Origin of the sequence: Bartonella sp. AA126HLJHH, from assembly GCF_042197425.1 — a bacterium.
GTDB lineage: Bacteria > Pseudomonadota > Alphaproteobacteria > Rhizobiales > Rhizobiaceae > Bartonella.
Window position 1 is genome coordinate 12,162 of record NZ_JBHIRU010000010.1, and the last position, 24,256, is coordinate 36,417.

23 protein-coding genes, 1 other RNA gene and 3 pseudogenes are annotated in these 24,256 nt (G+C 39.2%); 14 read left to right on the top strand and 13 right to left on the bottom strand.

Annotated features, from left to right (window positions below):
- Window positions 1–403: 403 nt before the first annotated feature.
- The 6 genes and pseudogenes from ACFIQC_RS06010 to ACFIQC_RS06035 all read left to right on the top strand — a co-directional run.
- A pseudogene (locus tag ACFIQC_RS06010) lies at window positions 404–756 on the top strand (UDP-N-acetylglucosamine 1-carboxyvinyltransferase); the annotation flags it as partial.
- A 235-nt stretch (window positions 757–991) separates the two neighbouring features.
- Window positions 992–1,576, top strand: a complete 585-nt coding sequence (locus ACFIQC_RS06015; RefSeq protein ID WP_375706877.1) for a helix-turn-helix domain-containing protein — start codon at window positions 992–994, stop codon at window positions 1,574–1,576.
- Window positions 1,577–1,822: 246 nt separating this feature from the next.
- A pseudogene (locus ACFIQC_RS06020) lies at window positions 1,823–2,228 on the top strand (helix-turn-helix domain-containing protein).
- 534 nt (window positions 2,229–2,762) lie between these two features.
- Window positions 2,763–4,670: a Ti-type conjugative transfer system protein TraG gene (gene traG / locus ACFIQC_RS06025; protein ID WP_375613600.1), complete on the top strand. Its 1,908-nt coding sequence runs from the start codon at window positions 2,763–2,765 to the stop codon at window positions 4,668–4,670.
- 640 nt (window positions 4,671–5,310) lie between these two features.
- Window positions 5,311–5,895, top strand: coding sequence for a helix-turn-helix domain-containing protein (locus ACFIQC_RS06030; protein WP_375684578.1), 585 nt, complete (start codon window positions 5,311–5,313; stop codon window positions 5,893–5,895).
- Window positions 5,896–6,175: 280 nt separating this feature from the next.
- Window positions 6,176–6,531 (top strand): annotated as a pseudogene (locus tag ACFIQC_RS06035) (helix-turn-helix domain-containing protein).
- A 342-nt stretch (window positions 6,532–6,873) separates the two neighbouring features.
- Here the strand turns inward: ACFIQC_RS06035 and ACFIQC_RS06040 are convergent.
- From ACFIQC_RS06040 to ssrS, 4 genes are all read right to left on the bottom strand, one after another.
- Window positions 6,874–7,695, bottom strand: a complete 822-nt coding sequence (locus tag ACFIQC_RS06040; RefSeq protein WP_375613599.1) for a TIGR00282 family metallophosphoesterase — start codon at window positions 7,693–7,695, stop codon at window positions 6,874–6,876.
- An 18-nt stretch (window positions 7,696–7,713) separates the two neighbouring features.
- A complete protein-coding gene (locus ACFIQC_RS06045) occupies window positions 7,714–8,319 on the bottom strand; it encodes a 5-formyltetrahydrofolate cyclo-ligase (protein ID WP_375640908.1) in 606 nt (201 codons plus the stop codon).
- Between the two features lie 119 nt (window positions 8,320–8,438).
- Window positions 8,439–8,612 (bottom strand): hypothetical protein, encoded by a 174-nt coding sequence (locus ACFIQC_RS06050; protein ID WP_375675213.1) that lies wholly within the window; start codon window positions 8,610–8,612, stop codon window positions 8,439–8,441.
- 256 nt (window positions 8,613–8,868) lie between these two features.
- Window positions 8,869–9,029: non-coding RNA, 6S RNA (gene ssrS / locus ACFIQC_RS06055), on the bottom strand.
- A 178-nt stretch (window positions 9,030–9,207) separates the two neighbouring features.
- On the opposite strand from ssrS, the gene ACFIQC_RS06060 reads away from it, so the two are divergent.
- Window positions 9,208–9,360, top strand: a complete 153-nt coding sequence (locus ACFIQC_RS06060) for a hypothetical protein (protein ID WP_375613598.1) — start codon at window positions 9,208–9,210, stop codon at window positions 9,358–9,360.
- Window positions 9,361–10,133: 773 nt separating this feature from the next.
- Here ACFIQC_RS06060 and ACFIQC_RS06065 read toward each other — a convergent pair.
- Window positions 10,134–10,919, bottom strand: a complete 786-nt coding sequence (locus ACFIQC_RS06065; protein ID WP_375706878.1) for a tetratricopeptide repeat protein — start codon at window positions 10,917–10,919, stop codon at window positions 10,134–10,136.
- A 157-nt stretch (window positions 10,920–11,076) separates the two neighbouring features.
- The gene (ykgO, locus tag ACFIQC_RS06070; protein WP_004863016.1) at window positions 11,077–11,202 is read right to left on the bottom strand and encodes a type B 50S ribosomal protein L36; all 126 of its coding nucleotides are present in this window, start codon (window positions 11,200–11,202) and stop codon (window positions 11,077–11,079) included.
- Between the two features lie 618 nt (window positions 11,203–11,820).
- Here ykgO and ACFIQC_RS06075 point away from each other — a divergent pair.
- The gene (locus ACFIQC_RS06075; protein ID WP_375673929.1) at window positions 11,821–11,991 is read left to right on the top strand and encodes a hypothetical protein; all 171 of its coding nucleotides are present in this window, start codon (window positions 11,821–11,823) and stop codon (window positions 11,989–11,991) included.
- A 149-nt stretch (window positions 11,992–12,140) separates the two neighbouring features.
- Here ACFIQC_RS06075 and ACFIQC_RS06080 read toward each other — a convergent pair whose 3' ends face one another.
- From ACFIQC_RS06080 to purE, 4 genes are all read right to left on the bottom strand, one after another.
- Window positions 12,141–12,314, bottom strand: coding sequence for a hypothetical protein (locus ACFIQC_RS06080; protein ID WP_375611660.1), 174 nt, complete (start codon window positions 12,312–12,314; stop codon window positions 12,141–12,143).
- Window positions 12,311–12,682 (bottom strand): hypothetical protein, encoded by a 372-nt coding sequence (locus ACFIQC_RS06085; RefSeq protein ID WP_375702879.1) that lies wholly within the window; start codon window positions 12,680–12,682, stop codon window positions 12,311–12,313. Before ACFIQC_RS06085 ends, ACFIQC_RS06080 begins: the two co-directional genes overlap by 4 nt.
- Window positions 12,683–13,939: 1,257 nt before the next feature.
- Window positions 13,940–15,112, bottom strand: a complete 1,173-nt coding sequence (locus tag ACFIQC_RS06090; protein ID WP_375706879.1) for a 5-(carboxyamino)imidazole ribonucleotide synthase — start codon at window positions 15,110–15,112, stop codon at window positions 13,940–13,942.
- A gap of 1 nt (window position 15,113) precedes the next feature.
- Window positions 15,114–15,611, bottom strand: coding sequence for a 5-(carboxyamino)imidazole ribonucleotide mutase (purE, locus tag ACFIQC_RS06095; RefSeq protein ID WP_375610656.1), 498 nt, complete (start codon window positions 15,609–15,611; stop codon window positions 15,114–15,116).
- Between the two features lie 819 nt (window positions 15,612–16,430).
- Here purE and ACFIQC_RS06100 point away from each other — a divergent pair.
- Both ACFIQC_RS06100 and ACFIQC_RS06105 read left to right on the top strand, forming a co-directional pair.
- Window positions 16,431–16,583 carry a DUF5993 family protein gene (locus tag ACFIQC_RS06100; RefSeq protein WP_273790835.1) on the top strand — a complete coding sequence of 51 codons (153 nt, stop codon included), beginning with the start codon at window positions 16,431–16,433 and terminating at the stop codon, window positions 16,581–16,583.
- A gap of 10 nt (window positions 16,584–16,593) precedes the next feature.
- Window positions 16,594–17,175 (top strand): disulfide bond formation protein B, encoded by a 582-nt coding sequence (locus ACFIQC_RS06105; RefSeq protein ID WP_375613594.1) that lies wholly within the window; start codon window positions 16,594–16,596, stop codon window positions 17,173–17,175.
- An 822-nt stretch (window positions 17,176–17,997) separates the two neighbouring features.
- Here ACFIQC_RS06105 and ACFIQC_RS06110 read toward each other — a convergent pair.
- Window positions 17,998–18,165, bottom strand: a complete 168-nt coding sequence (locus ACFIQC_RS06110) for a hypothetical protein (protein WP_375693623.1) — start codon at window positions 18,163–18,165, stop codon at window positions 17,998–18,000.
- 1,071 nt (window positions 18,166–19,236) lie between these two features.
- Here ACFIQC_RS06110 and infA point away from each other — a divergent pair.
- The 4 genes from infA (at window position 19,237) to ACFIQC_RS06130 (ending at window position 22,530) form a co-directional block, all read left to right on the top strand.
- Window positions 19,237–19,455: a translation initiation factor IF-1 gene (gene infA / locus ACFIQC_RS06115; RefSeq protein ID WP_004857577.1), complete on the top strand. Its 219-nt coding sequence runs from the start codon at window positions 19,237–19,239 to the stop codon at window positions 19,453–19,455.
- Between the two features lie 242 nt (window positions 19,456–19,697).
- Window positions 19,698–20,411 carry a Maf family nucleotide pyrophosphatase gene (locus ACFIQC_RS06120; RefSeq protein WP_375611669.1) on the top strand — a complete coding sequence of 238 codons (714 nt, stop codon included), beginning with the start codon at window positions 19,698–19,700 and terminating at the stop codon, window positions 20,409–20,411.
- A gap of 21 nt (window positions 20,412–20,432) precedes the next feature.
- Complete coding sequence (gene yacG, locus ACFIQC_RS06125; protein WP_375611670.1) at window positions 20,433–20,717, top strand: DNA gyrase inhibitor YacG; 285 nt, start codon at window positions 20,433–20,435, stop codon at window positions 20,715–20,717.
- A gap of 604 nt (window positions 20,718–21,321) precedes the next feature.
- Complete coding sequence (locus tag ACFIQC_RS06130; protein ID WP_375621512.1) at window positions 21,322–22,530, top strand: MFS transporter; 1,209 nt, start codon at window positions 21,322–21,324, stop codon at window positions 22,528–22,530.
- Between the two features lie 116 nt (window positions 22,531–22,646).
- Here the strand turns inward: ACFIQC_RS06130 and ACFIQC_RS06135 are convergent, their stop codons facing one another.
- Both ACFIQC_RS06135 and ACFIQC_RS06140 read right to left on the bottom strand, forming a co-directional pair.
- Window positions 22,647–22,877: a hypothetical protein gene (locus tag ACFIQC_RS06135; RefSeq protein WP_375706880.1), complete on the bottom strand. Its 231-nt coding sequence runs from the start codon at window positions 22,875–22,877 to the stop codon at window positions 22,647–22,649.
- Between the two features lie 79 nt (window positions 22,878–22,956).
- Window positions 22,957–23,328, bottom strand: a complete 372-nt coding sequence (locus tag ACFIQC_RS06140; RefSeq protein WP_375653671.1) for a helix-turn-helix domain-containing protein — start codon at window positions 23,326–23,328, stop codon at window positions 22,957–22,959.
- Window positions 23,329–24,256: the final 928 nt, after the last annotated feature.

Consider the following 24,256-nt stretch of genomic DNA (forward strand, 5'->3'; position numbering starts at 1 on the left):
TCTTGATCGTGGATTTGAGAGATTAGAAGAAAAATTGGCTCGTTGTGGTGCAAAAATCCAACGCATCACAGTGTAAAGCTTTCAAAGATATGCTGAATGCTTTGCGCTGTGGTTGAGGGGGGGGCGATTGCTTGGGGGCGTTTTAACACAATGTTTGCTTGTTGGGAGGGGCTGGGCTTGGGGCGCTGGGCTTGGCTGGTGCATTTTTAATGGTTTACTCTCTTGCTTGTGGAATTTTGGAGCCGTACATTCTTGATGATTTTCTCAATAGTTCTTTCAAATCTCCATCTTTCAAGGGTATGGCTTTTGTGGCTGCTGTTTTCTTTTCGGAATGGTTTTTCTTTCGTGTAAAGTTTTGCTTCTCTCACTCTTGAGGAGGCTCGTGATTATTGTCTAAGTTTCGTTCATGGCGCTCATGACGCGGGGTTGAGGGAAGCGCGTGAAATTACAGAGACGGTTTTCGAAAATCGTTTTATGCATGTTCAAGAACTCAATCGCTTGAGGGTGCAAATAAAGCTTGATGGGCGAGAGAGCAACGCATCTCATAAAACAGAGAATTTGCAAGGGGGCCTCATCATGGCGACGGATTTGCGTGCTTGTTGTTTCTCTTGTGATTGCAGCCCTCTTACTCTTGTTACATTGGCAGCAAAGGGGGAAACAATCGTCAATCGTGTTTATCATCTTGATCGTGGATTTGAGAGATTAGAAGAAAAATTGGCTCGTTGTGGTGCAAAAATCCAACGCATCACAGTGTAAATCTGTAAGACGTCTCTCAAAAATGGCTTTGGGAGGGGGTGATATGTTGTTAGGTGTGCTTTTGGGAGGTGTGATCTCAAAAATAAAGGGTTATTAGTCCTCTCAATAAACGTGGGTTTTATTTCATGGTTTTGGAGTTTTTACGAGCGGGCATAAAAGTTTGAGAGGCGGGGGTGGAGCTCATAAAATAAAGACTGTTTTTAAATTTTATTGCTAATTTCATGAAATTACTTTATTGGTAAGAGAATGTTTTGGTCGTCTACGCAGCGATCAACAGGGAATGAAAGACCCTAAACTTGAGACACGTATTTATCCAGCTTTATGGATATCCCGGATTTCCGGGAGCTTTTGTTATGTCCAGGTGCGCTCTAGCACTAAAAGCAAAAGGCTGAGTCAAGTTTCAGCTCTTTCAACTCCCGGAATACCAATGCGAGGGCGCTCGCAACCGGCAGGGGAGCTTGAAGTGAAAGCTAAAAATCCACACTTTAACGATATTTCGATAGGCAGAAAAATTCGCTTTAAAAGAACAATGATCGGAATGTCGCAAAAGAAATTAGGCAGTCAGTTAGGGGTGACTTTTCAACAAATCCAAAAATATGAAAAAGGCTCTAATCGTATAGGAGCTGGGCGTTTACAAGAAATTGCTGATATTCTCAATGTTCCCATTTCTTTTTTCTACTCCGATCTCTCGACAAAAGAAAATGCCTTGTATTGCTGTGATGAAGGGATCGCAAGTAAAGAAGAGCACATCCTTTTGAAAAGTTTTAGAGAGCTCAAACCTAAAAAGCAGAAAGCAATTTTGTGTTTGATTGTCTCATGAGATAAAAACACTGTTTTAATTTTTATTGCTGGTCTCCAGAAATTATTTTATGAACAAGCACTAGGGTTCTCGTCGTACAGTGTGGTTGAATGGTGTAACCCAAAGCCTGAAAATCCAAGATGAAACATTAGCCTGCTTTATAAGTATCGCGAGATTCCGGGAGTTTTTGCTATGTCCAGGTGCTCTCTAGCACTAAAAGCAAAAAAAGCTGACTGAACTCAGTACTTTCAGACTCCCGGAATACCAATGCGAGGGCGCTCGCAACCGGCAGGGGAGCTTGATGTGAAAGCTAAAAATCCACACTTTAACGATATTTCGATAGGCAGAAAAATTCGCTTTAAAAGAACAATGCTGGGAATGTCGCAAAAGAAATTAGGCAGTCAGTTAGGGGTGACTTTTCAACAAATCCAAAAATATGAAAAAGGCTCTAATCGTATAGGGGGCGGGGCGTTTACAAGAAATTGCTGATATTCTTAATGTTCCCATTTCTTTTTTCTACTCCGATCTCTCAACAAAAGAAAATGCCTTGTATTGCTGTGATGAAGGGATCGCAAGTAAAGAAGAGCACATTCTTTTGAAAAGTTTTAGAGAGCTCAAACCTCAAAAACAGAAAGCATTTTTGTGTTTGATTTCCTCCCGCTCTACGCTCTAAAGGATGCATATTCCTGACTTAAGGGCTGCTCTGTAAACAGTCCGGCTTCTGTTGGCGCGGTTTGACCTACTCCTGACCATTCATGTAGTCCACTTTACAAGGCTCTACGGGGCAAGTCACGCCCATTTATTACACACTCTAAAAACACTTAAATATGTGAAGTTTTACATGCCTTATATCAGGGCTCTGAACAACGATGTTTTACGGCACAACATGATAAACCGCGCTTTTTTTCAGTGAACACTAATGCGTATTGTTATTGGGTTTTTTTTTCTGTTAAGAAGCATATGCAGTGTCGTAAAAGAGTTAAGTAAGAAATTTAAATAGCGCGTGAAGCATCAAAGAAACTTTGAAAAAATTTTTGAAAAAATTAGTTTAGGAGAGCTTTTTATAAAAGCCCGTTTTAGAGAGGCAGATAAGTCTTTCATCTTAAGATGGTTTGCTTTACGTTTCAAAACTTGATAAAAATTCAAAAAATATAAAAACTTCGAAAAAAATAGGAAGAGAAGCTTTTTCTGGTATGCAGGGGGGAAAATGGTCAATAAATTAGACAAAAAACAGATTATATTTTTAGCATTGCCACTCATCTTTTCAATCATTGTAGCTTTTTTGGTCAATATAACCATCAATAACATTACAGAAAATGGAACGACGCCTGATGCTTATTGGTTTGTAAGATCAAAGCCACTGGATATTTTAATCCTTATTGCATTTTCATGTTCTTCATTCATCTTATTACAAAAAAGGCATATCAGAAAAAATATCACTATTTCGTCCATGATCATCTTTGGTTTGTTTGCAACTTATTATAGTGCAAATGAATATATCAGACTTAGTCCATATGTAGGTCAAGATAATATGACATGGGCGGATGTTCTTCCTTTCTTTGATAGGATGGTTTTATGGGGTGTTGTTATTGGCGTTATTATCCTTGGTTACACGATAAAACTATCATTACCTAAAGCTTCACCTTTGAAAATTTCAAAAAATACGATCTTTGGTGGTGTTCAATGGATGAGTATGAAACGCCTTGAAAAGATTTTTCCTCGTGATGGCGAAGTCGTCATAGGAGAGCGCTATAGAGTCGACAAAGATATTGTTAAAGATGTCCCTTTTAATCCTAAAGACAAAACAACATGGGGAAAAGGTGGTCGCCAGCCATTGTTGACATATAAACTCAATTTTGATTCAACCCATATGTTATTTTTTGCTGGTTCTGGTAGTTATAAAACAACCAGTAATGTTATTCCAACTTGTCTCAAATATTCCGGTCCACTGATCGTTTTTGACCCTTCAACTGAAGTCGCTCCAATGGTAAAAAAAACAAGGCAGCTGTCAAACAGAAAAGTATACGTTCTTGATCCTCATGGTTCTTCAACGGAAACTTTTAATCCTTTAGATTGGCTGTTAGATGAAAATCTACCCCTTTATGAAAGAGAAGCGGGGTTGGTTGAAGTTGCTAGACTCCTTCTTTCTGAAAACGACAAATCAACTTCGACTGATCAATTTTTTGTATTACAGGCACATAATTTGTTAACAGGACTACTTGCGCATATTGTCTTTTCTGATGAATACACATTAAAGGAAAAAAACTTAAAAACCCTTCATACGATCATGTCAATGCCAGAACCATCCGTGATTGGAAAATTGCAATCTATACGATCAAATTCTCCATCCCAATTTATTCGTGAAACCCTTGGGGTGTTTACAAATATGGCTGAACAAACTTTCTCAGATGTCTATTCTACTGCTGCAAAAGATATACAATGGCTTTCACTCTCTAACTATGCAAACCTTATCAGTGGTCATGATTTTAAAACTACCGATATAACAAAGGGAAATATTGATATTTTTCTAAATATCCCCTCAAAAATTTTAAAATCTTATCCAGGTGTTGGGCGTGTCCTTGTTGGCTCTTTTCTCAGAGCTATGGAAGCCGCTAATGGTAATTATGCAAAAAGAGCGCTCTTTATTTTAGATAATGCTGATCTTTTAGGATATATGAACATTTTAGAAGAAGCACGTGATCATGGACGCAAATATGGTATATCTCTCATGCTTTTTTACAAGTCTGTAGATCAAATAGAACACTATTTCGGTTCGTCAGGCGTTATGACATGGTTTGAAAATTGTGCTTTTGTAAGCTATGCCGCAATAAAAGATATTAAAACTGCTGAAAATATATCTAAGGCATGTGGTCAAATGACCATTGAAGTGAAAGATTCAAGCAAACCTCTAGGAGGATTCCATACAAGAGGGACAGAAAATATAAACACCCAGCATAGACCTTTAATATATCCACATGAAATAACACAAGAAATGCGAAAAGACGAACAGATTATTCTTATGCAAGGGCAACCACCTGTTCGTTGTGGACGCTCTATCTATTTTAGACGTAAGGATTTAACAGCTCTTACTAATGAAAATAGCTTTTCTTCTTAATAAAGCACTTGTTTTTAGTTAAAATGAATAAAGTATTGTTGTATTTTTGGATGATATAATTAGAGATAAATCATTTTTATATTACATTTTTATAATATAGTGGCTTGAAAATGGGGGAGTCATGAGCGATCTTTCTGCTAAGAAGACAAACACCAAAAAAATCAAGACATAAAAAGAGTATCTTATCAATTATAATATGTGGGGTGTTCAAGATAATACGTAGAATATTGGCTGTGATAGTTAAAAGGTTGCTTTACGCAATCTTCCTTATTTTATTATTCATTCGTAAACCAGTTTTTGCCTTCTTAAACTTCTTTGCTGGTGGCTTGGCTTTATTCCTATTTTTCTTTTTTGGGGATACACAGCGAGAGTTGCACCCTATGAACACCAAACAGCAATGGTCATTGGTTTTATTATCATGATATTTCTTTGCTTGTTTGCTAATGATGCCTATGAAAGGCTTTTACTACGAGCTAATACGTCTAGCATCTCTTGATTATGATCTTATACTTATTTCAATAAATAGCGCTCACTTCGTTCGTATATAATTTAATCAAAAATGAGAGGTTATCTGCCTCTTATAAAAATACAAATAAAGACTGTTTTTAAATTTTATTGCTAATTTCATGAAATTACTTTATTGGTAAGAGAATGTTTTGGTCGTCTACGCAGCGATCAACAGGGAATGAAAGACCCTAAACTTGAGACACGTATTTATCCAGCTTTATGGATATCCCGGATTTCCGGGAGCTTTTGTTATGTCCAGGTGCGCTCTAGCACTAAAAGCAAAAGGCTGAGTCAAGTTTCAGCTCTTTCAACTCCCGGAATACCAATGCGAGGGCGCTCGCAACCGGCAGGGGAGCTTGAAGTGAAAGCTAAAAATCCACACTTTAATGATATTTCGATAGGCAGAAAAATTCGCTTTAAAAGAACAATGATCGGGATGTCGCAAAAGAAATTAGGTAGCCAGTTAGGTGTGACTTTTCAACAAATCCAAAAATATGAAAAAGGCTCTAATCGTATAGGAGCTGGGCGTTTACAAGAAATTGCCGATATTCTTAATGTTCCCATTTCTTTTTTCTATACGGATCTCTCGACAAAAGAAAATGCCTTGTATTGCTGTGATGAAGGGATCGCAAGTAAAGAAGAGCACATCCTTTTGAAAAGTTTTAGAGAGCTCAAACCTCAAAAACAGAAAGCAATTTTGTGTTTGATTGTCTCATGAGATAAAAACACTGTTTTAAATTTTATTGCTGGTCTCCAGAAATTATTTTATGAACAAGCACCAGGGTTCTCGTCGTACAGTGTGGTTGAATGGTGAAACCCAAAGCCTGAAAATCCAAGATGAAACATTGGCCTGCTTTATAAGTATCGCGAGATTCTGGGAGTTTTTGCTATGTCCAGGTGCGATGAGCACTAAAAGCAAAAAAGCTGATTTAGGTTCAGTATTTTTGACTCCCGGAATACCAATGCGAGGGCGCTCGCAACCGGTAGGGGAGCTTGAAGTGCAAACTAAAAATCCACACTTTAACGATATTTCGATAGGCAGAAAAATTCGCTTTAAAAGAACAATGCTGGGAATGTCGCAAAAGCAATTAGGCAGTCAGTTAGGTGTGACTTTTCAACAAATCCAAAAATATGAAAAAGGCTCTAATCGTATAGGCGCAGGGCGTTTACAGGAGATTGCCGACATTCTTAATGTTCCCATTTCCTTTTTTATTCTGGTCTCTCAACAAAAGAAGACGTCTTGTATTGCTGTGATGAAGGGATCGCAAGTAAAGAAGAGCACATTCTTTTGAAAAGTTTTAGAGAGCTCAAACCTAAAAAGCAGAAAGCAATTTTAAGATTAAATTTTCGTTAGAATCAAAAAAAAATTAAAGAGGCTCTTGCTAAATAATAAATTATTATATAAAGCTTTTTCTAGAGAAGGGGGTTAACATTTCTCCTCCCCCCCCCCCGCAGAAATGTCCAAATAAAACCTCCTTCTCATCGTTTTAAAAATCACGAAAAATTTTATCTTTTATCCTTTATTTTTTTTAAAAGAGTGACTTATTTGTGCTAGAAAAGTTGCTGTATTAGGCAAATTGGAGGGTGGGGTGTTTTTAGTAGGGATTTGGGAAGGGCTGGAAAAGTCGTCTTGCCAAATAGAGTTCTCAAAAGAAAATCTTGGAAAGAAACTATCAAAGGGGTGGCTTAAAAGAAGCTACCAAAAATCCGGAACTTCAGGCTTTAAATGAGGACCAATCCGTACCGCCGAGACCTTTTCTGCTAAACCGGTGCGATCTGAAATCTCAACCGCTAAACCACAAAGGGTGGCAGGACCACATGCCGGTTCAAAACGATCTTGCTTCGTCTTATAAAGAAAACGGTGTAAGGGTTCTTCTTTATCCATTCCAAGAGATGAATTATAATCTCCACACATGCCTGCATCTGTTAAATAGGCGCTCCCACCTTCTAAGATCTGCGCGTCAGCCGTGGGAATATGCGTATGTGTGCCAACGATAACACTTACACGACCATCAAGAAAATGGCCAAAACATTGCTTCTCGCTTGTCGTTTCTGCGTGAAAGTCAAAAATAATCGTATCGGCTTGCTCCATCAACGAACAGGCAAGCAGAATATTTTCCGCTGTTTCAAATGGATCTTCTACTTTACACGGCATAAAAACGTTGCCCAACAGATTGGCGACAAGAACACGGGCGCCATTTTTTGCCGTAAAAACACCAGAACCTTTTCCGGGAGTTTCTTTCGAAAAATTGGCAGGGCGTAAAAAACGATCACTCTCATGGGCATATTGCAATGCTTCTTTGTGAGAAAAAGCATGATTACCTGTGGTGACAACATCAACACCGGTTATCAAAAGATCTTGATACGTTTCTTGTGTGAGACCAAAACCACCAGAGGCATTTTCACCATTTACCACAACAAAATCAAGCTGCCATTTCTCAATCAGTTGAGGAAGGTGTTCAAAAACAGCTTTACAGCCTGTGCTACCAACAATGTCACCTAAAAATAAAAAACGCATAGGCGCTTTAATCACACTTTAACATTTTAAGAAACCTTTTTCTGTAAAAATTCCTTGTACCTGTAGATCGTGTTCTGCTGCGGGAATAGAAGAAACCTCCTGACATGAAAATCCTATGCCCCATAATATCATTTGATGCCCTTGTTTTTCAAGAGCTGCAACAGCACGGTCATAGTATCCTCCTCCATAGCCAAGACGGTGACATTGACGATCAAATGCAGAAAGCGGAACAATAATATTATTGGGGGCAACAACGTCATTGTCTGCACCCGGACCAAAGGTGCCAAAACGCATGGGCTCTAAAATTGTGCTGGGCGAAAATGCACGGAAAATCATGGTGGTGGAATCAAGAACTGCTGGTAAGGCTAAATGCCCACCGCGTAACGCTACAGCATTCAGTAAAGGACGCGGGTCAATTTCCGATTTAATGGGCCAATAGCCTGCTAAAATGAGGCGTGAAAAATCGGTTCCCTTCTTTTCAAGGTATTCAATAAAGTGGCAACAAGCACGCTGCGAAAAGAGTGCACGCTCTTCTGTTAAAAGAGCATCACGACGCGATAAACCGCTTTTGCGTTGCTGTGTGCGAAGGGATGAAGCAGATTCATAGAGGGGATTATTTGTCATTGTCTCGTCAATTGTTTTATAAGATGCTGGTATTTTATCCATTGTTGGCGTTTTGTAAATCTCTGTTAGGACAAGAGCTGTGCTCATGAAAAAAAAGCATGAAAAAAAGTGTGTGCTCTTTAGGGGGTATTTTGGTGCGACAAGCCGCTTTTGCGTTGCTGTGTGCGAAGGGGTGAAGCAGATTCACAGAGGGGATTATTTGTCATTGTCTCGTCAATTGTTTTATAAGATGCTGGTATTTTATCCATTGTTGGCGTTTTGTAAATCTCTGTTAGGACAAGAGCTGTGCTCATGAAAAAAAAGCATGAAAAAAAGTGTGTGCTCTTTAGGGGGTATTTTGGTGCGACAAGCCGCTTTTGCGTTGCTTGCGTGCGAAGGGGCGAAGCAGATTCACAGAGGGGATTATTTTGTCAGTGCTGTCTGTTTTATAAAATAAAGCTTATCGTAATTTTTATTTCTTGAAAAGAGAGTATCGTCATTGGTCTTATGTAAAAGGACGCTCTCAATTTTAGCTGGAAAAATTTGATGTAAAAAAGTTATATAAATAAAGGGTGATCCACAACAGCCGATGGAAAAAGCTGATCCCGGGAACCTATACAAATAGGTGGGCGCCATATGAAAAAGCCCACGGGCTTGATCAGGGACAGCTCCCTTGGAGATCATTAAGGTCTCAGGAATACGTTATTTCCTGTCGAGAAGCGCAGAACACCCTCCTTAATATAAAACAATTTCAGAGCTTCTGCTAGAGATAAAATAACTTCGCTCTCTTCTTTTTCATAAAGTATTTCAGGAGAGATTGATGATATTGTCGGTGGTTGCTCGAAATGGCTGTATGATGGATGGCTTATTCAAAGTAAAAAAGCAAAAAATATGAGTGGGGGTGGGTGATTGAGTGACGTAGAACGGTTTATTGGCAATGGCTTGATTAGCTCTTTTGCGACAATGCTTGATTTTTATGTTTCGGGGGTAATGCTTGGAGGAGTTTTGAAAGGAATATTTCTTATTTCAAGGATGTTGGTTGAATTGGTGTTGCACCTTTGAAGTTTTTGCTTTGTGAAGCCATATTTCAGGGCTGTTTTATCAACTTTGAAGGGTGGAGGAGAGCCGATACGGTATGTGCTGCTATATGGTTGAAGCTCATAAATAAAAAACAGACGGTGATAGTTTATTAGAGGCGCTAAGCGATGTTTTAAGCTTTTTTCAAAAAGTATTTTTTGAGGATCGTGTTTACAATTTTTTTTATCCATGATGGAAGGTGTGAAAAGAAGAAACGGCTGAAGAGGACTTAGGCGTGAAGCCCGTATGCTTGCTATGAGAAGAAATTCTGTAAGGGGCATATTGGCAGTGTTTGGAAGATGCCTTCAATACAAAAAAGGTCCAAATTCAAAAAAAGGCACTGTCAATTGTGTGGGGGGGGGGGTGATGGTGTGGTTATAAGCAGGGGCAGTTTATTGAGTGGAATGTGAAACAGGTTTTTGCCGTCTTATCTAGGTTTGAAAGGATGCCGTAAAGCGCGTCTCGTTCTTGAATGGTTTTAAAGAGCTTGGGGTGATTGTTCGTCTAACAGAGCTTGCACGCGCTTTTGAATCCTGCGCATTTGTGGAGTGTAATCCAATGCTGTTTCATCAATCTTAAGAGCCAAGTTTTGAACGCTCTGTTGCTTCCATGGTAATGGCTAAGTTTCAAAAAAAGACACTGTCAATTGGGGGGGGGTGGTTATAAGCAGGGGCAGTTTATTGAGTGGAATGTGAAGCCGGCTTGCGTCTTATCTAGGTTTGAAAGGATGCCGTAAAGTGTCTTGTTCTTGAATGGTTTTAAAGAGCTTGGGGTGATTGTTCGTCTAACAGAGCTTGCACGCGCTTTTGAATCCTGCGCATTTGTGGATAGTAATCCAATGCTGTTTCATAAGCTTTAAGAGCAAGTTTTGGACGCTCCGTTGCTTCCATGACAACGCCAAGTTCAAAAAAAGCACTATAATTGCGCGGCTCAAGTTCAAGAGCATGGTTGAGATCAAGCAGGGCAAGTTTGAAATCGTTCAGTTGAATGTGAATCCAAGCGCGTCTTATCCAAGCTTCAGAATGAGTAGGTAAAAGTGCAAGAGCATTGTCAATATAATCAAGCGCAAGTCCATAATCGTCGCTGTTGAGTGCATTTTCAGCCCATGACATTAAAAGATCAATCGTCTCACTCCCCGATTGGGACCATAAATGTTGAAGTTGTTGACTGATCTTTTTCGCTTTAGCAACATCAGCACAATATTTCAATTCTTTGAGTAAACGTGAAATTTCTGCTTCTTTGCGCTGCTTAACTCTGTCAACATGGGAAAGCTGCTCTTTGTCAAGATCTTCAAGAATAACCGCCGAGGAATCAGAATCGGAGGGCGTTGAGGAAGGGGGAGGAGAATTGGGAATAAGATCATCTAACGGTAAAAGCGATTGTGGAGAAGGCCGATCTTCAGGAAGAGAAGGAGGATTTTGCCCATAGCTCGAGGGAACAAAACAAAAAACGCCAACAAAAAAAAGAAAAAACGCGCGCTGAAAAATACAGAAAAAACGCAGCTGAAAAAATCGAAAGGCTTTAAAAAAAATAGAAAAATCCATAAAAACAAGCCCCCAAAAGATAAATCACCAAATATTATCAAATACTAGACTTGTAATCAACGGACTTATAACCAAAAAAACGCAAGAAAATTTTTTTAAGCCTACAATTAAAGTAGGCATAAAAACATTGATCCTAAAGAAATTAGTCCTAAAAGAATTAGCCCTGACGTGCTCTAAAACGTGGGTTCGTTTTATTAAGAATATAAACACGACCCTTACGACGCACCAAACGATTGTTACGGTGGCGCTCTTTTAGTGCTTTAAGCGAATTTTTAATTTTCATCATATTCACCGTTTAAATAGTTTACGTAACACAATACTATAATACAATATTAAAACACGAAAATACAATATTACAACCCCAATAGACTGCTTACTCTATGAGCATTGCATTGCGATATCGTACTTGCATGATAACATCACACGATACACTTTTTCACTGTGATCACAAAAAGAAAAGCGCACTCTTAAGGTACGCATTAACCACTTCATTAGCACAACGATAAGTGAAAATTGCAAAAAAGTAGGAGAGATTTAACAAGAAGTCTTATTCTTGTCAAGGGTATATCCCTTACAAATTCCTTAGGGTGTGTTAAGGGTTGGCCTTGAAGGTAAAAATTTTCTCGTAAAAAAAGGACACAAAAAAGCACAAAGAGTGGAAAAAAGTAAAAGCCTTGTCAGCTTTAAACAAATAAGCTCTGTTAGGGAGTGTTGCAAGAACAGGAGCGCTGTTGAGCCGTTGGATTGTTGAAGTGGTGTGGTTTTTGTCGTTAAGGGCAAAGGGGGACTTCTTAAAACGCAAGAGGCTTGTTTGTTGCGGGCTCGTGAAGCCCTGTCAGGTGCGTGCGCCGGCTGAAATGCTTGAAGTGGGGGGAAGAGGGGACGCCGTTGGATTGTTGAAGTGGTGTGGGTTTTTGTCGTTAAGGGCAAAGGGGGACTTCTTAAAACGCAAGATGCTTGTTTGTGGGGGCTCGTGAAGCCCTGTCAGGTGCGTGCGCCGGCTGAAATGCTTGAAGTGGGGGAAGAGGGGGAGCCGTTGGAATTGTTTCTTGTATTGGCTGTACGCACATAATATCATGCCTATAGTTTCAAACGTCCCCTTATGAAAAATCTTATACCCTCAATATGGGGTCATCAATAACTGGTAATCACATTAAATACGTCTAGAAATATGAAAATAAGGATTATGGTATTTTAATACCACGTTTTTCACGACTTTTTTTATTTATTAATTTCTTTATTACATTTTTGAATTGCTAAGTTTAGTCCTGTAAGCGCTTTACGGTACAGTTTTCGATATTTAATGGTAGAATAAACAAGCCAAACGGATAATGTTATTATTGCACAACCGACAATGATCCCTAGAATGCGCCCTAATATTATAGCTTCAGTCATTTTTCTCTCCTTATTATATTTTGATTAGCAACCGCTTCGTCTAGTTGTTTCATTACTTTTTTCAGTTTCTTCTTTACTATGATCCGTAGCACCAAAGAGATTGGTATCGAACCGTACAGAATTAATCCGCATATCAGCCCGATTGCAGTTGCTACATTCATCTGAGGTTTATCCGCACTGCCTAATATTGAGAGAAAAATGTATAAACAGACGCTTATAAAGATTATGAATATAAATTCTCCCAGTGAAACAACACCAGCCTTTAATGTTTCCTTAACTTCTTTTTGGATATCGAGGACTAAGTCCCATTGAGAAGATGTATCATTTTGTTCTTTTGGTGATGCATTTGATAGGTTTGGTTTTGTCATGTTGATATTCGTTTGTTTCTTGAAGGTTTTGTCTTTTGATAAAGCGAATAACTCAGTTTCTCAGACTATTTTTATGAAATGAAAAAAGATTTCTGTACTTGTTATAATTATAATACGAATGACTTGCTACGTCTGTAGCGCATCTTCCCTTTATTATTATGAGGCATGTACAATTTTTCGTGCCGCTGTATAAAAGATTCGTTTTGTGAGTACAATTATATTTTATCACTAAACTATAGGCGAAGAGGCATTTAATATTGAAGTGTTTAGCCGGTTGAGTTTACTTAAGAAAAGCTTGATTGTTGACAGATCGGCACAGGAATCTTCGTCCTTGAGCGCGGTTAGGCGCGCAAATTTGAATAATGTAACTTTATAGGGGAAAGAACGAAGGCGATAGACATAACGGAGGTCACAAATATTACAAATGTTAAAGTGAGTGATATTTTAAGCGGCTGGTGTTTTAGCGTGTAAGCTAAATTTACGGTTTTCTTTCGGTGTGTAGTTGTATGTTTATCTGCTATTTTAAGCTTTATTGCGAAATGAAATAAGGAGAGACGCTTCAAGCCCTAGAAAATACGACACAGGTAATATCGCCTTATGAGGGGAGAGAGGATATTGCTATGATGGATAAGCTTAGTACTGTAATGATATCTTTGACATGAAACTCAAGGGGTGGTGCGGAGCGCTTGGCAATTTTGTGAAAGAATGAACACAAGAAGGGAGACTAGAGGCAATGAGAACGCATTGTTAGAATGCTCTCTATAGGCCGCAAGAGGTAAGTTTATCCTCTAAAGGTTGCAATTAAAAGGCCTAAAGATTGGCATTAAAAGAAAAATGAAGGGGCTGCGTATGTTATAGGGGAATATTTATGCTGTGGGAGGTGGAGGGGTAGTGAAGTTGGGGGCTGGTGGATTATTTTTAGCCGGGGGATATTTTTGAGAAAAGGAAGGGGAGAAGAGCTAGGGGGTGGAGTTGAAGGGTTGGGAGCGCTTGTTGTGCTGCTTGGATATTGGTGTGGAGTGAAGCTTTGTTTTTGAGGGCGGATGAGATGTTCGTGTAGGATGAAGCGGTTTGGAGGGGGAAGAGGTGATGTTTTTAAGAGAGAAGGAGCTTGTAGGAGGGCTTCACGCCCTTTCAGGGGAGAATTAAAAGGTTAGGGGCGCTTTTGAAGCCGATGGATATCGGTGTGGGGGGAGAGGTTGTTTTTTCAGTTCATTTAGGGGAAAAGTGTGAAAAAGTATTTGTATATATGTGGGCTTAAGATTTGTTGGCTGGTCCCAGTAATTGGATGATATGCCCCATTTTGCGGTTGGGGTGAACAGTGCTTTTGCCATATAAATGGATCGAGGTGCGCTCTTGCTTCAGAAAATATTTTAACGTGCTAAAATTGTTACCAAGAAGATTGGTCATTTGGCAATCGCTATGGCGATAGGGACTGCCTAAGGGAAGTCCGCAAATAGCACGGATATGCTGTTCAAATTGTGAAGTTATGCATGCCTTTTGTGTCCAATGACCAGAATTATGGACACGCGGTGCTAATTCATTCACTAAAAGATGACCATTCGTTAAGACAAAAAATTCAATGCAAAGAACACCAACATAATTGAGGGCATCCATAACTGTTAAGCTGATTTCTTGAGCTGCTTTTTGCACCTCAGGTGGAATATGTGATGGAACAAAGGATTTATGAAGAATACCATTTTTGTGTTGATTTTCAGGGCAGTCATAAAAAATATGTTCTCCTTGTTTTGTACGTGCCGAAAGAACCGAAATTTCCGATAAAAAAGGAACTATTTCTTCCAAAATACAAGGCTGTTCCTGAAAAGTCCTTAAGGCTTCGTCAAGGGTTTGTTCATCTGGGTGATCAAGCTTGATCTGGTTTTTTCCGTCATAACCAAAACGACGCGTCTTTAAAAGACCACGTCCGCCTAAGGTATCAAGAGCGGAAAGAAGAGAAGAAGAATTGTCAACAGCGTGCCATAACGCGGTGCCAATCCCTTGATCACGCAAAAATTGCTTCTCAAAAAGTCGATCTTGCGTGATCTTTAATGCTTTGGAAGAAGGATAAACAGGCTTACTCTTTTCTACATATTGAACCGTTTGAAGCGAAAGATTTTCAAATTCATAGCTGACAACATCACACTGAGAAATAAAATGATCTAAAGCTGATATATCGTCATAGGAGGAAACAATATGGTTGTTTGCTGTTTGAGCGGCTGGGCAATCGGCTTCAGGGCAAAAAATAACGGTTCGAAATCCTAATTCTGCAGCCGCTATGGCGAGCATCCGTGCTAATTGTCCTCCCCCGATTAAACCAATGACGCTGCCTGGAGGTAACATGGTGAAGAGAGTGGTGTTGGACGAGGTGGTGTTGGAGGGGGTGGCGTTGGAGGGGGTGGCGTTGGAGGGGGGGGTGGAAAACGGTGCCATTTTAAACCTCCGTTACAGGCGTTTGGGCGACATTGGCTGTTTGTTGTTGACGCCAATCTTCTAATCGTTGGGCGAGATCATGGTCATAAACGGCCATAACGGCTGCGGCTAAAAGTGCTGCATTAATTGCGCCTGCTTTGCCAATTGCTAATGTGCCGACGGGTATCCCTGCTGGCATTTGCACGATTGAAAGCAAAGAATCTTGACCAGAAAGAGAGTGAGAATGCACTGGAACGCCAAAAACAGGAAGAGGAGTAAGGGCTGCTAACATACCTGGAAGATGCGCTGCACCCCCCGCACCGGCAATTAAAACTTTAAACCCTGCTTCTTTTGCTTCTTTGGCAAATTGATAAAGGCGTTCAGGAGTTCGGTGTGCTGAGACAATATGCGAACTATGAGAAATACCAAGATTCGTCAAAATATCTGCACTATGGCACATCGTTTGCCAATCCGATTGGCTCCCCATTAAAATCGCCACATCACATGATTTTTTCATCATTCTCTATCCTTTTCAAAGGTTCAATGCGATTCTTTATCATTATTTTTTAAAGTTTTATATTCTTTTTGCAAAGCCAATTGATGACAGAGAAACAGTTATTTTTCAAATAAGGCGGAAAGCTAAAAATTTAAAGGGGATCTCGAGAGATGAAAAACTAAAGTATTGAAGGCATGAAGCACTTCTTGTGAGCGGGGAGGGTAATGTCACGGGGTGGCGTGGGACCCATGAGGCTGTTGAGCTTGCGGTATTGTCTTTTATTTAAGATAAGAGGGAAAAGTGTATTGGGGAAAAGCCATTGATTATAAGTTTTTTTTTAAAAATGTCTTATTTTTTATTTGCTAAAATAAACAAGATCACCATATGATATAAAATCTGTTGCAATTTGAAACATTGCTTATGAGAAAAAGAGATTTTTATGTCAAAAATGTGTTGCAAAATGAGGATATTCTTTTGAGAAAAAAAGAGATGTATATCTCTCGATTTCAAAGCCTATTTATTTTGTTGTTCAAGTGATTCTTTTGTGAGTGGGGGATATAATCTTTATAGGGGATATAATCTTTATAATTGTCGATATATCTTTAACAATGGCAGATATAAGGGGAAGCGAATAATCAACGCTTTTGTGCTTTTAACGCTTTTGTTGAGATGTGCTTCTGAGCGATTATATCGTTTTTTCACTTAAATATAATGGCAATATCAATCGCGAGTGACGAATTGTGAATAATAAATCCATGGTCTCTTTTTTGCCCAATTTTGTAATATGGTGAACGCTGAAATAAATAAGAGTTAAACAACGGATGTAAAGGAGATTTAAAAGCTATGTTTCTTCCATTTTTAATCGCTTTAGGTACTGCAGTAACGACTATGTGTGGCAAAAAAAATATAAGTTATGCTTTGTGGGCAATTTTATTCGTTGTCATTCTTCTCACTTTCAATCATCACGCAACTTCTACTTTAAATTTATCTTTTTGAGAGAATAGCCATGGAACATGTTGAACAAAAAAATCCTCACTTCGTCATCTTTATGAATACGCTAGGACTCTTTGGGTTATCTATTGTCTTGGTGGTGGCTTTTTATTATCAATTGGTAAAGTTTGAGTTACCTTGTCCCCTTTGTTTGCTGCAGCGCGTTGGATTGATGCTGGCAGGTTGTGGGTTCTTACTCAATATTCACCATAAGGTGAAAAATACCCATTATGGTATGGTTATTCTTGGTTGTATGGTAACCAGTGCTGTGGCAGCACGGCAAGTGTTTTTGCATATCACACCCGATGATTTAGGATATGGTTCAACGTTCTTTGGATTGCATTTTTATACTTGGGCTTTCATTATTTCTGTCCTTTGTATCTTTGCTGTCTCATTTGTCATGATTTTAGGCGAATTGGCACACAAGTTCAAAGAATTTTCTCCTTTTCCAGTCTTGAGTAAAGCGGCAAGTTTCTTATTTGTGTTTTTGATTGCGGCAAATTTGATTTCTACCATACTGGAATGTGGTGGTGGGCAATGTGCCGATGATCCTGTAAGGTATGAATTGTTATCAAATTGGTTCCCTTCACAGTCTTGAAATTTTTTAATAATCCCTCATCATAATTTTTATTGTTAAAGAGGCGGAAATATTTAAGAATCCGCTTCTTTTTTATTTATTGGGAAGACATTTTAGCAAGATTGTTCGATAATCTGATCTTTTATACCAACGCTGGCTTTTATGAGCGCTGGCGATTGATATTTTTTTAGCGAAGACTTGTACTGTGAACCTTTTATGCTGTCTTTTGAGAGAGATGAAGGGATTGATTGGCTTAGAGGCGTTTGTAGAAGAAGCCCCAGACTTTTGAGACGCGTAGGTTAAGAAGCCTCGTTTTTTAAAGGTGCATTAACGATAAAAATTTTTTGTTCTTGATTTTTCTTAACATTGTGTTAAATTGATCTTTGTATTCATTTTGGTGCTTCTAAAGCGTTTTTATTGCTTCTAGAGGGATTAATTTAAAATTTTGAAAGTTATGTGAATAATTTTCTGTAGAGGTTTGTTTATTAGAGGCAAACCTTTTTTTTTATCTAAGTTTTAGATGTTTTCTTTCAGTGTGAAGCCTTTTTTAGAAAAAGGTAAGCGTCTTGATGATGACTCTCTTCTTTATTAATATATTGATTTATAATGACAAATAACCCTTTTAACGTGAAGCGCGTTGCTGAATATAATAAAATTTCTCATCACCAGTTCTCTCATATTAAATCAATTAAAATTACTTGGCTTATACATCATAAGTGAGTGAGCCATGTGGGTCAAAACTGTACAAGAAAGGCATGCCTTTAATGAAGTGTCTCTTGAACCGAAGGCTGTCTGCAACATTGGGAGCTGGCAGAGTTTTTGTGATGATGCCGGCTTGTTCTTCTATAAGCGTAAACGTGTTTTTCCATAAGCGTAAAGATAGGGGAGGGCTGAAAGGATTTTATATACTTCATGGGGGCTTACCATTTCTTTACGGGCGGCGTTTTGCAAAATGGGTGTGATGAGCGTTGAGAGATCTTTCTTTAAAACAAGCGCGTGAATATGCAACACAAGTCTATTCCTTTTGGTGCGTTTTGTATTACGAAAAAAATTGATTTATAAGAAGGAGTTATCGTTGTGGATGTTGAATGAGAAAAACGAAGAGCTTCTCTCATTTCAAACTTTCTTATAGTCAATTAATTAAATGTGCTCTTCTACGTTACAAAAAAGCACTGGGTGTAAATAAAAATTCTTTTAAAAGTCGTAAAATGCTTCTTATGACCCCTTTTGATCGTTAGAATTTTTCGAAAAATTTTATGCTGGTTAATACAAATAATAGGGCGGTTTATATCTATGATTTAAGTGAAAATAGGGGGATTTAGATGAAAAGGGAGGCGAGATTTTAATGACAGTTGTTGAAAACGTTATTGTGTAATGCATTTTTTGCAGATTTTCTGCTTTCTGTAAATACGTAAAAGCGTAAAAACGGAAATGTGTAAAAAAGGAAAAGGCTTTATGTCGTTAGAGGCGTTGTGGTTAATGATACGCAATGTATAGGGATCGTGTTTTCGAAGGTAGGAAGAACAACATAAATGGAAGGAGTGGCTTAGAGGAAGCGTGTGAAGAGAGAGAGAAAATGGGGAAGGCTGTATGGGAAATGCGTAGAGTATGAAGTGTGGGGCAGTGAAGCATGTTGTGAATGGTGAGTGAAGAATGGAGAAGGTTTTTGAGAAAAGGAAGGGCTTCTGGCGTGGGGGGAGTGGTGTTTATCTGAAGGGCGCATGTTTAAGGTGTGGAAGGTGAGGAAAAGTTGGAGAGAGGATGATTGTTCGTAAGTTGTGGAGGGATTAGTCAGAGGTGTTGGGAAAATGCTTTAGGGGAAAAAATTAGCGTAATTTCTTGTCACACTGAAACCAAAATCATCATAAAAATTGAAGGAAATTAGCGGGTAAAATTGGTGAAAAAAAAGTTTTGATTCTTAAGGTGTGGGATGACGTTTTTTGAGAACATGAGAGAGTAAACTTGAAAAACCTTTCCCTTTTTGTGGAATTTTTATTCACAAACTTAAGAAAATAGGGTATGAACGCTGGAAATAACGCGCAGCTTAACAAAATATGTGCACTGTAAAGGAAATGTTTGTTTATGTCAAAAGAAGAAGTTTTAGAATTTTCTGGTATCGTTACTGAACTCTTACCTAACGCGATGTTTCGTGTGAAACTGGAAAATGATCATGAAATTATTGCCCATACCGCTGGTAGAATGCGGAAAAATCGTATACGGGTGTTGGCCGGTGATAAAATCATGGTGGAAATGACACCTTATGATTTGACAAAAGGGCGTATTACATATCGCTATAAGTAGCCTCGTGGGTGGCTTGCACTTTTTTCTAAAAGCTATCATATTATTTCTATTATTTTTTAACAGTTTTTTAGTTTGCTTTTCATGAGTGAAAAAAGGGGAGTGTTTGAAGAGCCTTGAAAAACTGTAAAATCGATGCGGAAAAAGGATAAGGAGATCAATAGCGCTTAAAAGGGAGGCTAAAGGGGCGCTTAAAAGGGGGCGCTAAAGGGGGCGAGAGGGAAGTCAATTGTGAAGGGGTGGAAATGAGAAATATAAGAGAGTGGGGGGAAAAACGTTTGGCAGATACTCTTACAGAAGAAATTCATTTGGTGCTTGCCTCCGCTTCGCCAAGGCGTTTAGCGCTCTTGGCACAAATAGGGATTGATCCCCAGCAGGTTTATGCAAGCGATATTGATGAAACGCCAAAATTAAAAGAACATCCTGCAAACCTTGCTAAACGTTTGGCAAAAGAAAAAGCACTGAAAGCCCAAAAAATTTTGCGCTGGTACAGTCAGAATGGTCAAGACGAGTTGCAGAATGGTCAAGAAAAATTACCTGGACAGAAAATGATTATCTTGGCGGCTGATACGGTGGTGGCTGTTGGGCGGACCATTTTTCCCAAACCAGAAAGCGAGGATGAGGCTTATGAATGTTTACGATACCTTTCTGGGCGTTCGCATAAGGTCTATGGTGCCATTTGTGCGCTCAATGAACGTGGAAAAATAACCGTAAAATTGGTTGAAAGTCGTGTTCGCTTTAGACGCTTAACCTCTGCCATGATGAAGGCTTACCTTGCTTCAGGAGAATGGCAAGGGAAAGCAGGTGGCTACGCTATCCAAGGAAAAGCAGGGGCTTTTGTTGTCCATATCACGGGTTCTTATTCTAATGTTGTGGGATTGCCTTTGGCTGAAACAGCCGATCTCTTGACCGCTTATCACTATCCACTTTTCACTCACTGGGCTGAACAAACGCATTAGAAAAACTCTAAGGTAAGATCAATGCAAGGTGAAAAGCAACAAAAAGAGAAAAGCAAAAATGAAAAAAAAGCAACAGAAGAAAAGTTAATGAAGAAGCCAATGACAAAGGTGTGCCAAGAACAAAAAGAGCTAAATTTGCAAAAAGAGACCCGTCCTCCGCATCCTTGTCCTATTTGTGGTCAGATGTCACAAAAATCTTCTTATCCTTTTTGTTCCACACGGTGCCGAGCTATTGATCTTAATCGTTGGCTTTCAGGCTCTTATATTTTACCACCCCCACCACAAGTAAGTGATGAAGAAGAATAAAGAGTTCTCTTGAGAAAAGAACGCTAAAGCGTTTTTTTGTGTGGAAACTGAAGGGGAGGCGCGCGGGATTATCGTAAATGTATTTAAGAGCTGGATTAACGGCTTGCTTATTATCGTCATTCGCAAAGACGCAGATTAAGTTCAATCAACGATGGAAGTTTTAATACATATCTAAGACTTATCTCCAGAGGTTTTGTTTACCATGGATAATTATAAATTGCTTTGTTGCGTGAAAGTTGTTGGTGCCTTTAGGGTGTGAGGAAAAATTGGTCATCTAATCAGTATTGCTAACAAAAAAGAGGGGCGCGTGTTTTTGTGCAAAGAGACGGGGCAGTAAAAAATCGCTTGTTGGTGCTTTGTTGCGTGAAAGCTGTTGGTGCCTTTAGGGCGTGAGGAAGAATTGATCATCTAAGCAGTATTGCTAACAAATAAGCAGTATTGCTAAGGAAAAAGAGGGGCGCGTGTTTTGGTGCAAAGAGACGGGGCAATAAAAAGTTGCTTGTTGGTGCTTTGTTGCGTGAAAGTTGTTGGTGCCTTTAGGGTGTGAGGAAAAATTGGTCATCTAATCAGTATTGCTAACGAAAAAGAAGGGGTGCGTGTTTTGGTGCAAAGAGACGGGGCAGTAAAAAATCGCTTGTTGGTGCTTTTGCTGGGTAATGGCGTGGTGTCATTTGGCGGTTGGATTGATTATATCGTGATTTTGACCGTATCTGTGTTCACGTGGAAAGCTGATCAATATGATGTCGCTTTTATTGGAGCGGCAACATTATTACCTGGTATCGTTCTGTCTAAGCCAATTGGAATGTTGGTAAGTCACCGTTCTATGATCCATTGGTTGCGGGCGTCACTGCTGTTACGGGCACTCTGTACTGTCGGTTTATTGATGGCGACGAGTCTGCAAGGATTTATTATACTGGCAGTTATTCGAGCGACATTCAACAGTCTAGCCATGCCTGCAATTTCCGTTCTCAGTGCAAATTCGGTGCCTGAAAACGGACGGACTCGTTACTATTCTGTGCTTAACATGATCAATAGCGCGGCAAAGATGATAGGACCTGCTTTGGGGAGTGCTCTGTCTGTACTTTTATCAGATACCTATACTTTATTGTTTTCTGGATTTTTGACATTGCTAGGCTTTATGGTGTTTTGTTGTCTTGGTGCACAACCTGTCTCGTCGCTCATGATAAAAACAGCGAATACCATAAAATCAAAGCAGAGGCTTTATGGGACAACTTGGTATGCCTATGTGGCGGTGATGTTTGTGTATTTTGCCATGATCTTTATGGTGAATAATCAGTTGCCGGTTATTCTTAGTGCAATGAAAATGAATAAACAGGCTCTTGGGATGCTGGTATCGGCTTCGGCAATCGGTAATTTTCTCTATGGATTTTGGAGTGTGAAACAATCAAAGCATAAACCCCTTACAGGCAAAATATCAGAGTTGTTAATGCCGGCAATGTCAACAATGATTGGTTTTGTCATGATCTCAGTGTGCTTTTTTTACTTTGATTTACTCCGTATTGAGACTTTGTTGCTCTGTTTTTTCCTTATTGGAATGGTTAGCGCTTACTTTTCCATATCTTCTAATGTTTATCTGGTAAGCAATTTCAATGAACAGATTGGATTGGCTTCCGGATGGGTGCAGTCTATACAAAATTTAGCTATGTTGGTGGCGCCGTTTGTTGGAGCGTTTGTTTTAGGTCACACTTCGGCTGGAAAATTGTTCCTTCTTTCTGGATTGAGTGGATTATTCTGTTTATTGGCTATCAGGATATTGCTGAACCGTTCTTTGTTAATTGTTCGATCTCAATGATTGGCTCATCAATAAAACAAATGTTTTAAATCATTTTTCTGAGATTTAGAGGACGTGGAGATAATCCAACATAGAGCAGCTTTTTTGACGTTATAGGTTTAATCTTTGATTTTTACTTAACCGCTCATATTTTTTTTCGGGGCTTTGCCTTCTTGACGCTGTTCTACCGTCTCGTAAACGCAATAGGGGGCATGGTTTTGAGTAACAATGTCATTTTTGTTTAACTCCGCTTTGCTACGAATAGCCAAACTTAAAAAACTCAGCTGCCAATCCTTAATCAGCTTGACTTGAAGCAATAATGGAAACAGAAAACGAGGAGCTATAGTGTGAATTATCTTATATGCCATAAAACATCACTCTTGGAGGTATGGTGATATCAGGTATGGGAAACTTTAGGCGGGGGTATGTTAATTGTTGCTCTTTTTCCTAATCAGAAATTAACCATAAGATTGCTTTTTGTTTTTTCGGCTGGAGGTCTCTAAAATTTTTTAAAAGGGTGTGTTCTTTTTCGCTATATGTTTCTTGATTGTGGTGTGAGGTATTTTCTTTTGTGGGAAGATCTTCTTTTGTAGCAATATCTGCATAAAAAAAGTTTACGGGAACTTCTAGTTTTTGAGCGATTTTGAGTAAATACCCTACGCTTACACGATTTAAGCCTTTTTCGTATTTTTGGATTTGTTGGAAACTGACACCTAAATGGCTTCCTAATTCTTTTTGGGAAAACCCTATTGAAATGCGTCTGTGACGGATTCTTTTGCCTATCAGAATGTCGATAAAATGTGGATTTTTAGTTGGCACTTCAAGCCCCCCTCCGGTTGCGAGCGCCCTCGCATTGGTATTCCGGGAGGTTGAAAATACTGAGCTCAGTCAGCCTTTTGCTTTTAGTGCTTACCGCACTTGGACATAGCAAAAGCTCCCGGAATTCCGGGATACCCGCAAAGCGGGATAAATTTATGTACTGAGCGTTCGGGTTTTCAACTCCCTATTTGATCGTTGCGTGGACGATCAAAAACACACTTTAAGTGATAAAGTAATTTCAGGAGATTGGCAAGAGAAATGAAAATAATTTCAAAGACTATAAAATTGGGTACTTTTTAAAAAAGTGCGAAATATGGATTATAAATCGCGTCTTTTGCTTAATCAGAAATGTCGATAAAATGTGGATTTTTAGTTGGCACTTCAAGCCCCCCTCCGGTTGCGAGCGCCCTCGCATTGGTATTCCGGGAGTAACAAGTACTGAACCCTAGTCAGCTTTTTGCTTTTAGTGCTTAAAGCACTTGGACATAGCAAAAACTCCCGGAATTCTAAGGATATTCGCAAAAGTGGGCTCAATTGTACGTTAGGGTTTAGGGCTTTTAGTTCCCTGTTGATCGCTGCGTAGACGATCAAACTTACGATATTTATTCATAAGGCAGTTTCAGAAGGTTGGCAAGAAAAATGAAAAATTTTCTATTCTGTTATACCGTAAAACGGCGCTATTTGAAGGAGGAGTGAAGAGCTTGAATATTCATGATAGGGCTTTGATTTGTTGAGCCTGATGAAGTGCTGTCGTTTGAGGAGGGTAGTCTGAAGACTGTAAGGGGACTAGGCAAAAAGCTGGGTTCGTTTTCAGAACAGTGTTTACAGAGCGGTGCGGGGTGGTGATGTGGAAATTTTATTTGGCTGACTTCTGTAATAACGTAAAAGCGTTAAAACGTATATCCGTAAAATGATGCGGAGGATTTGT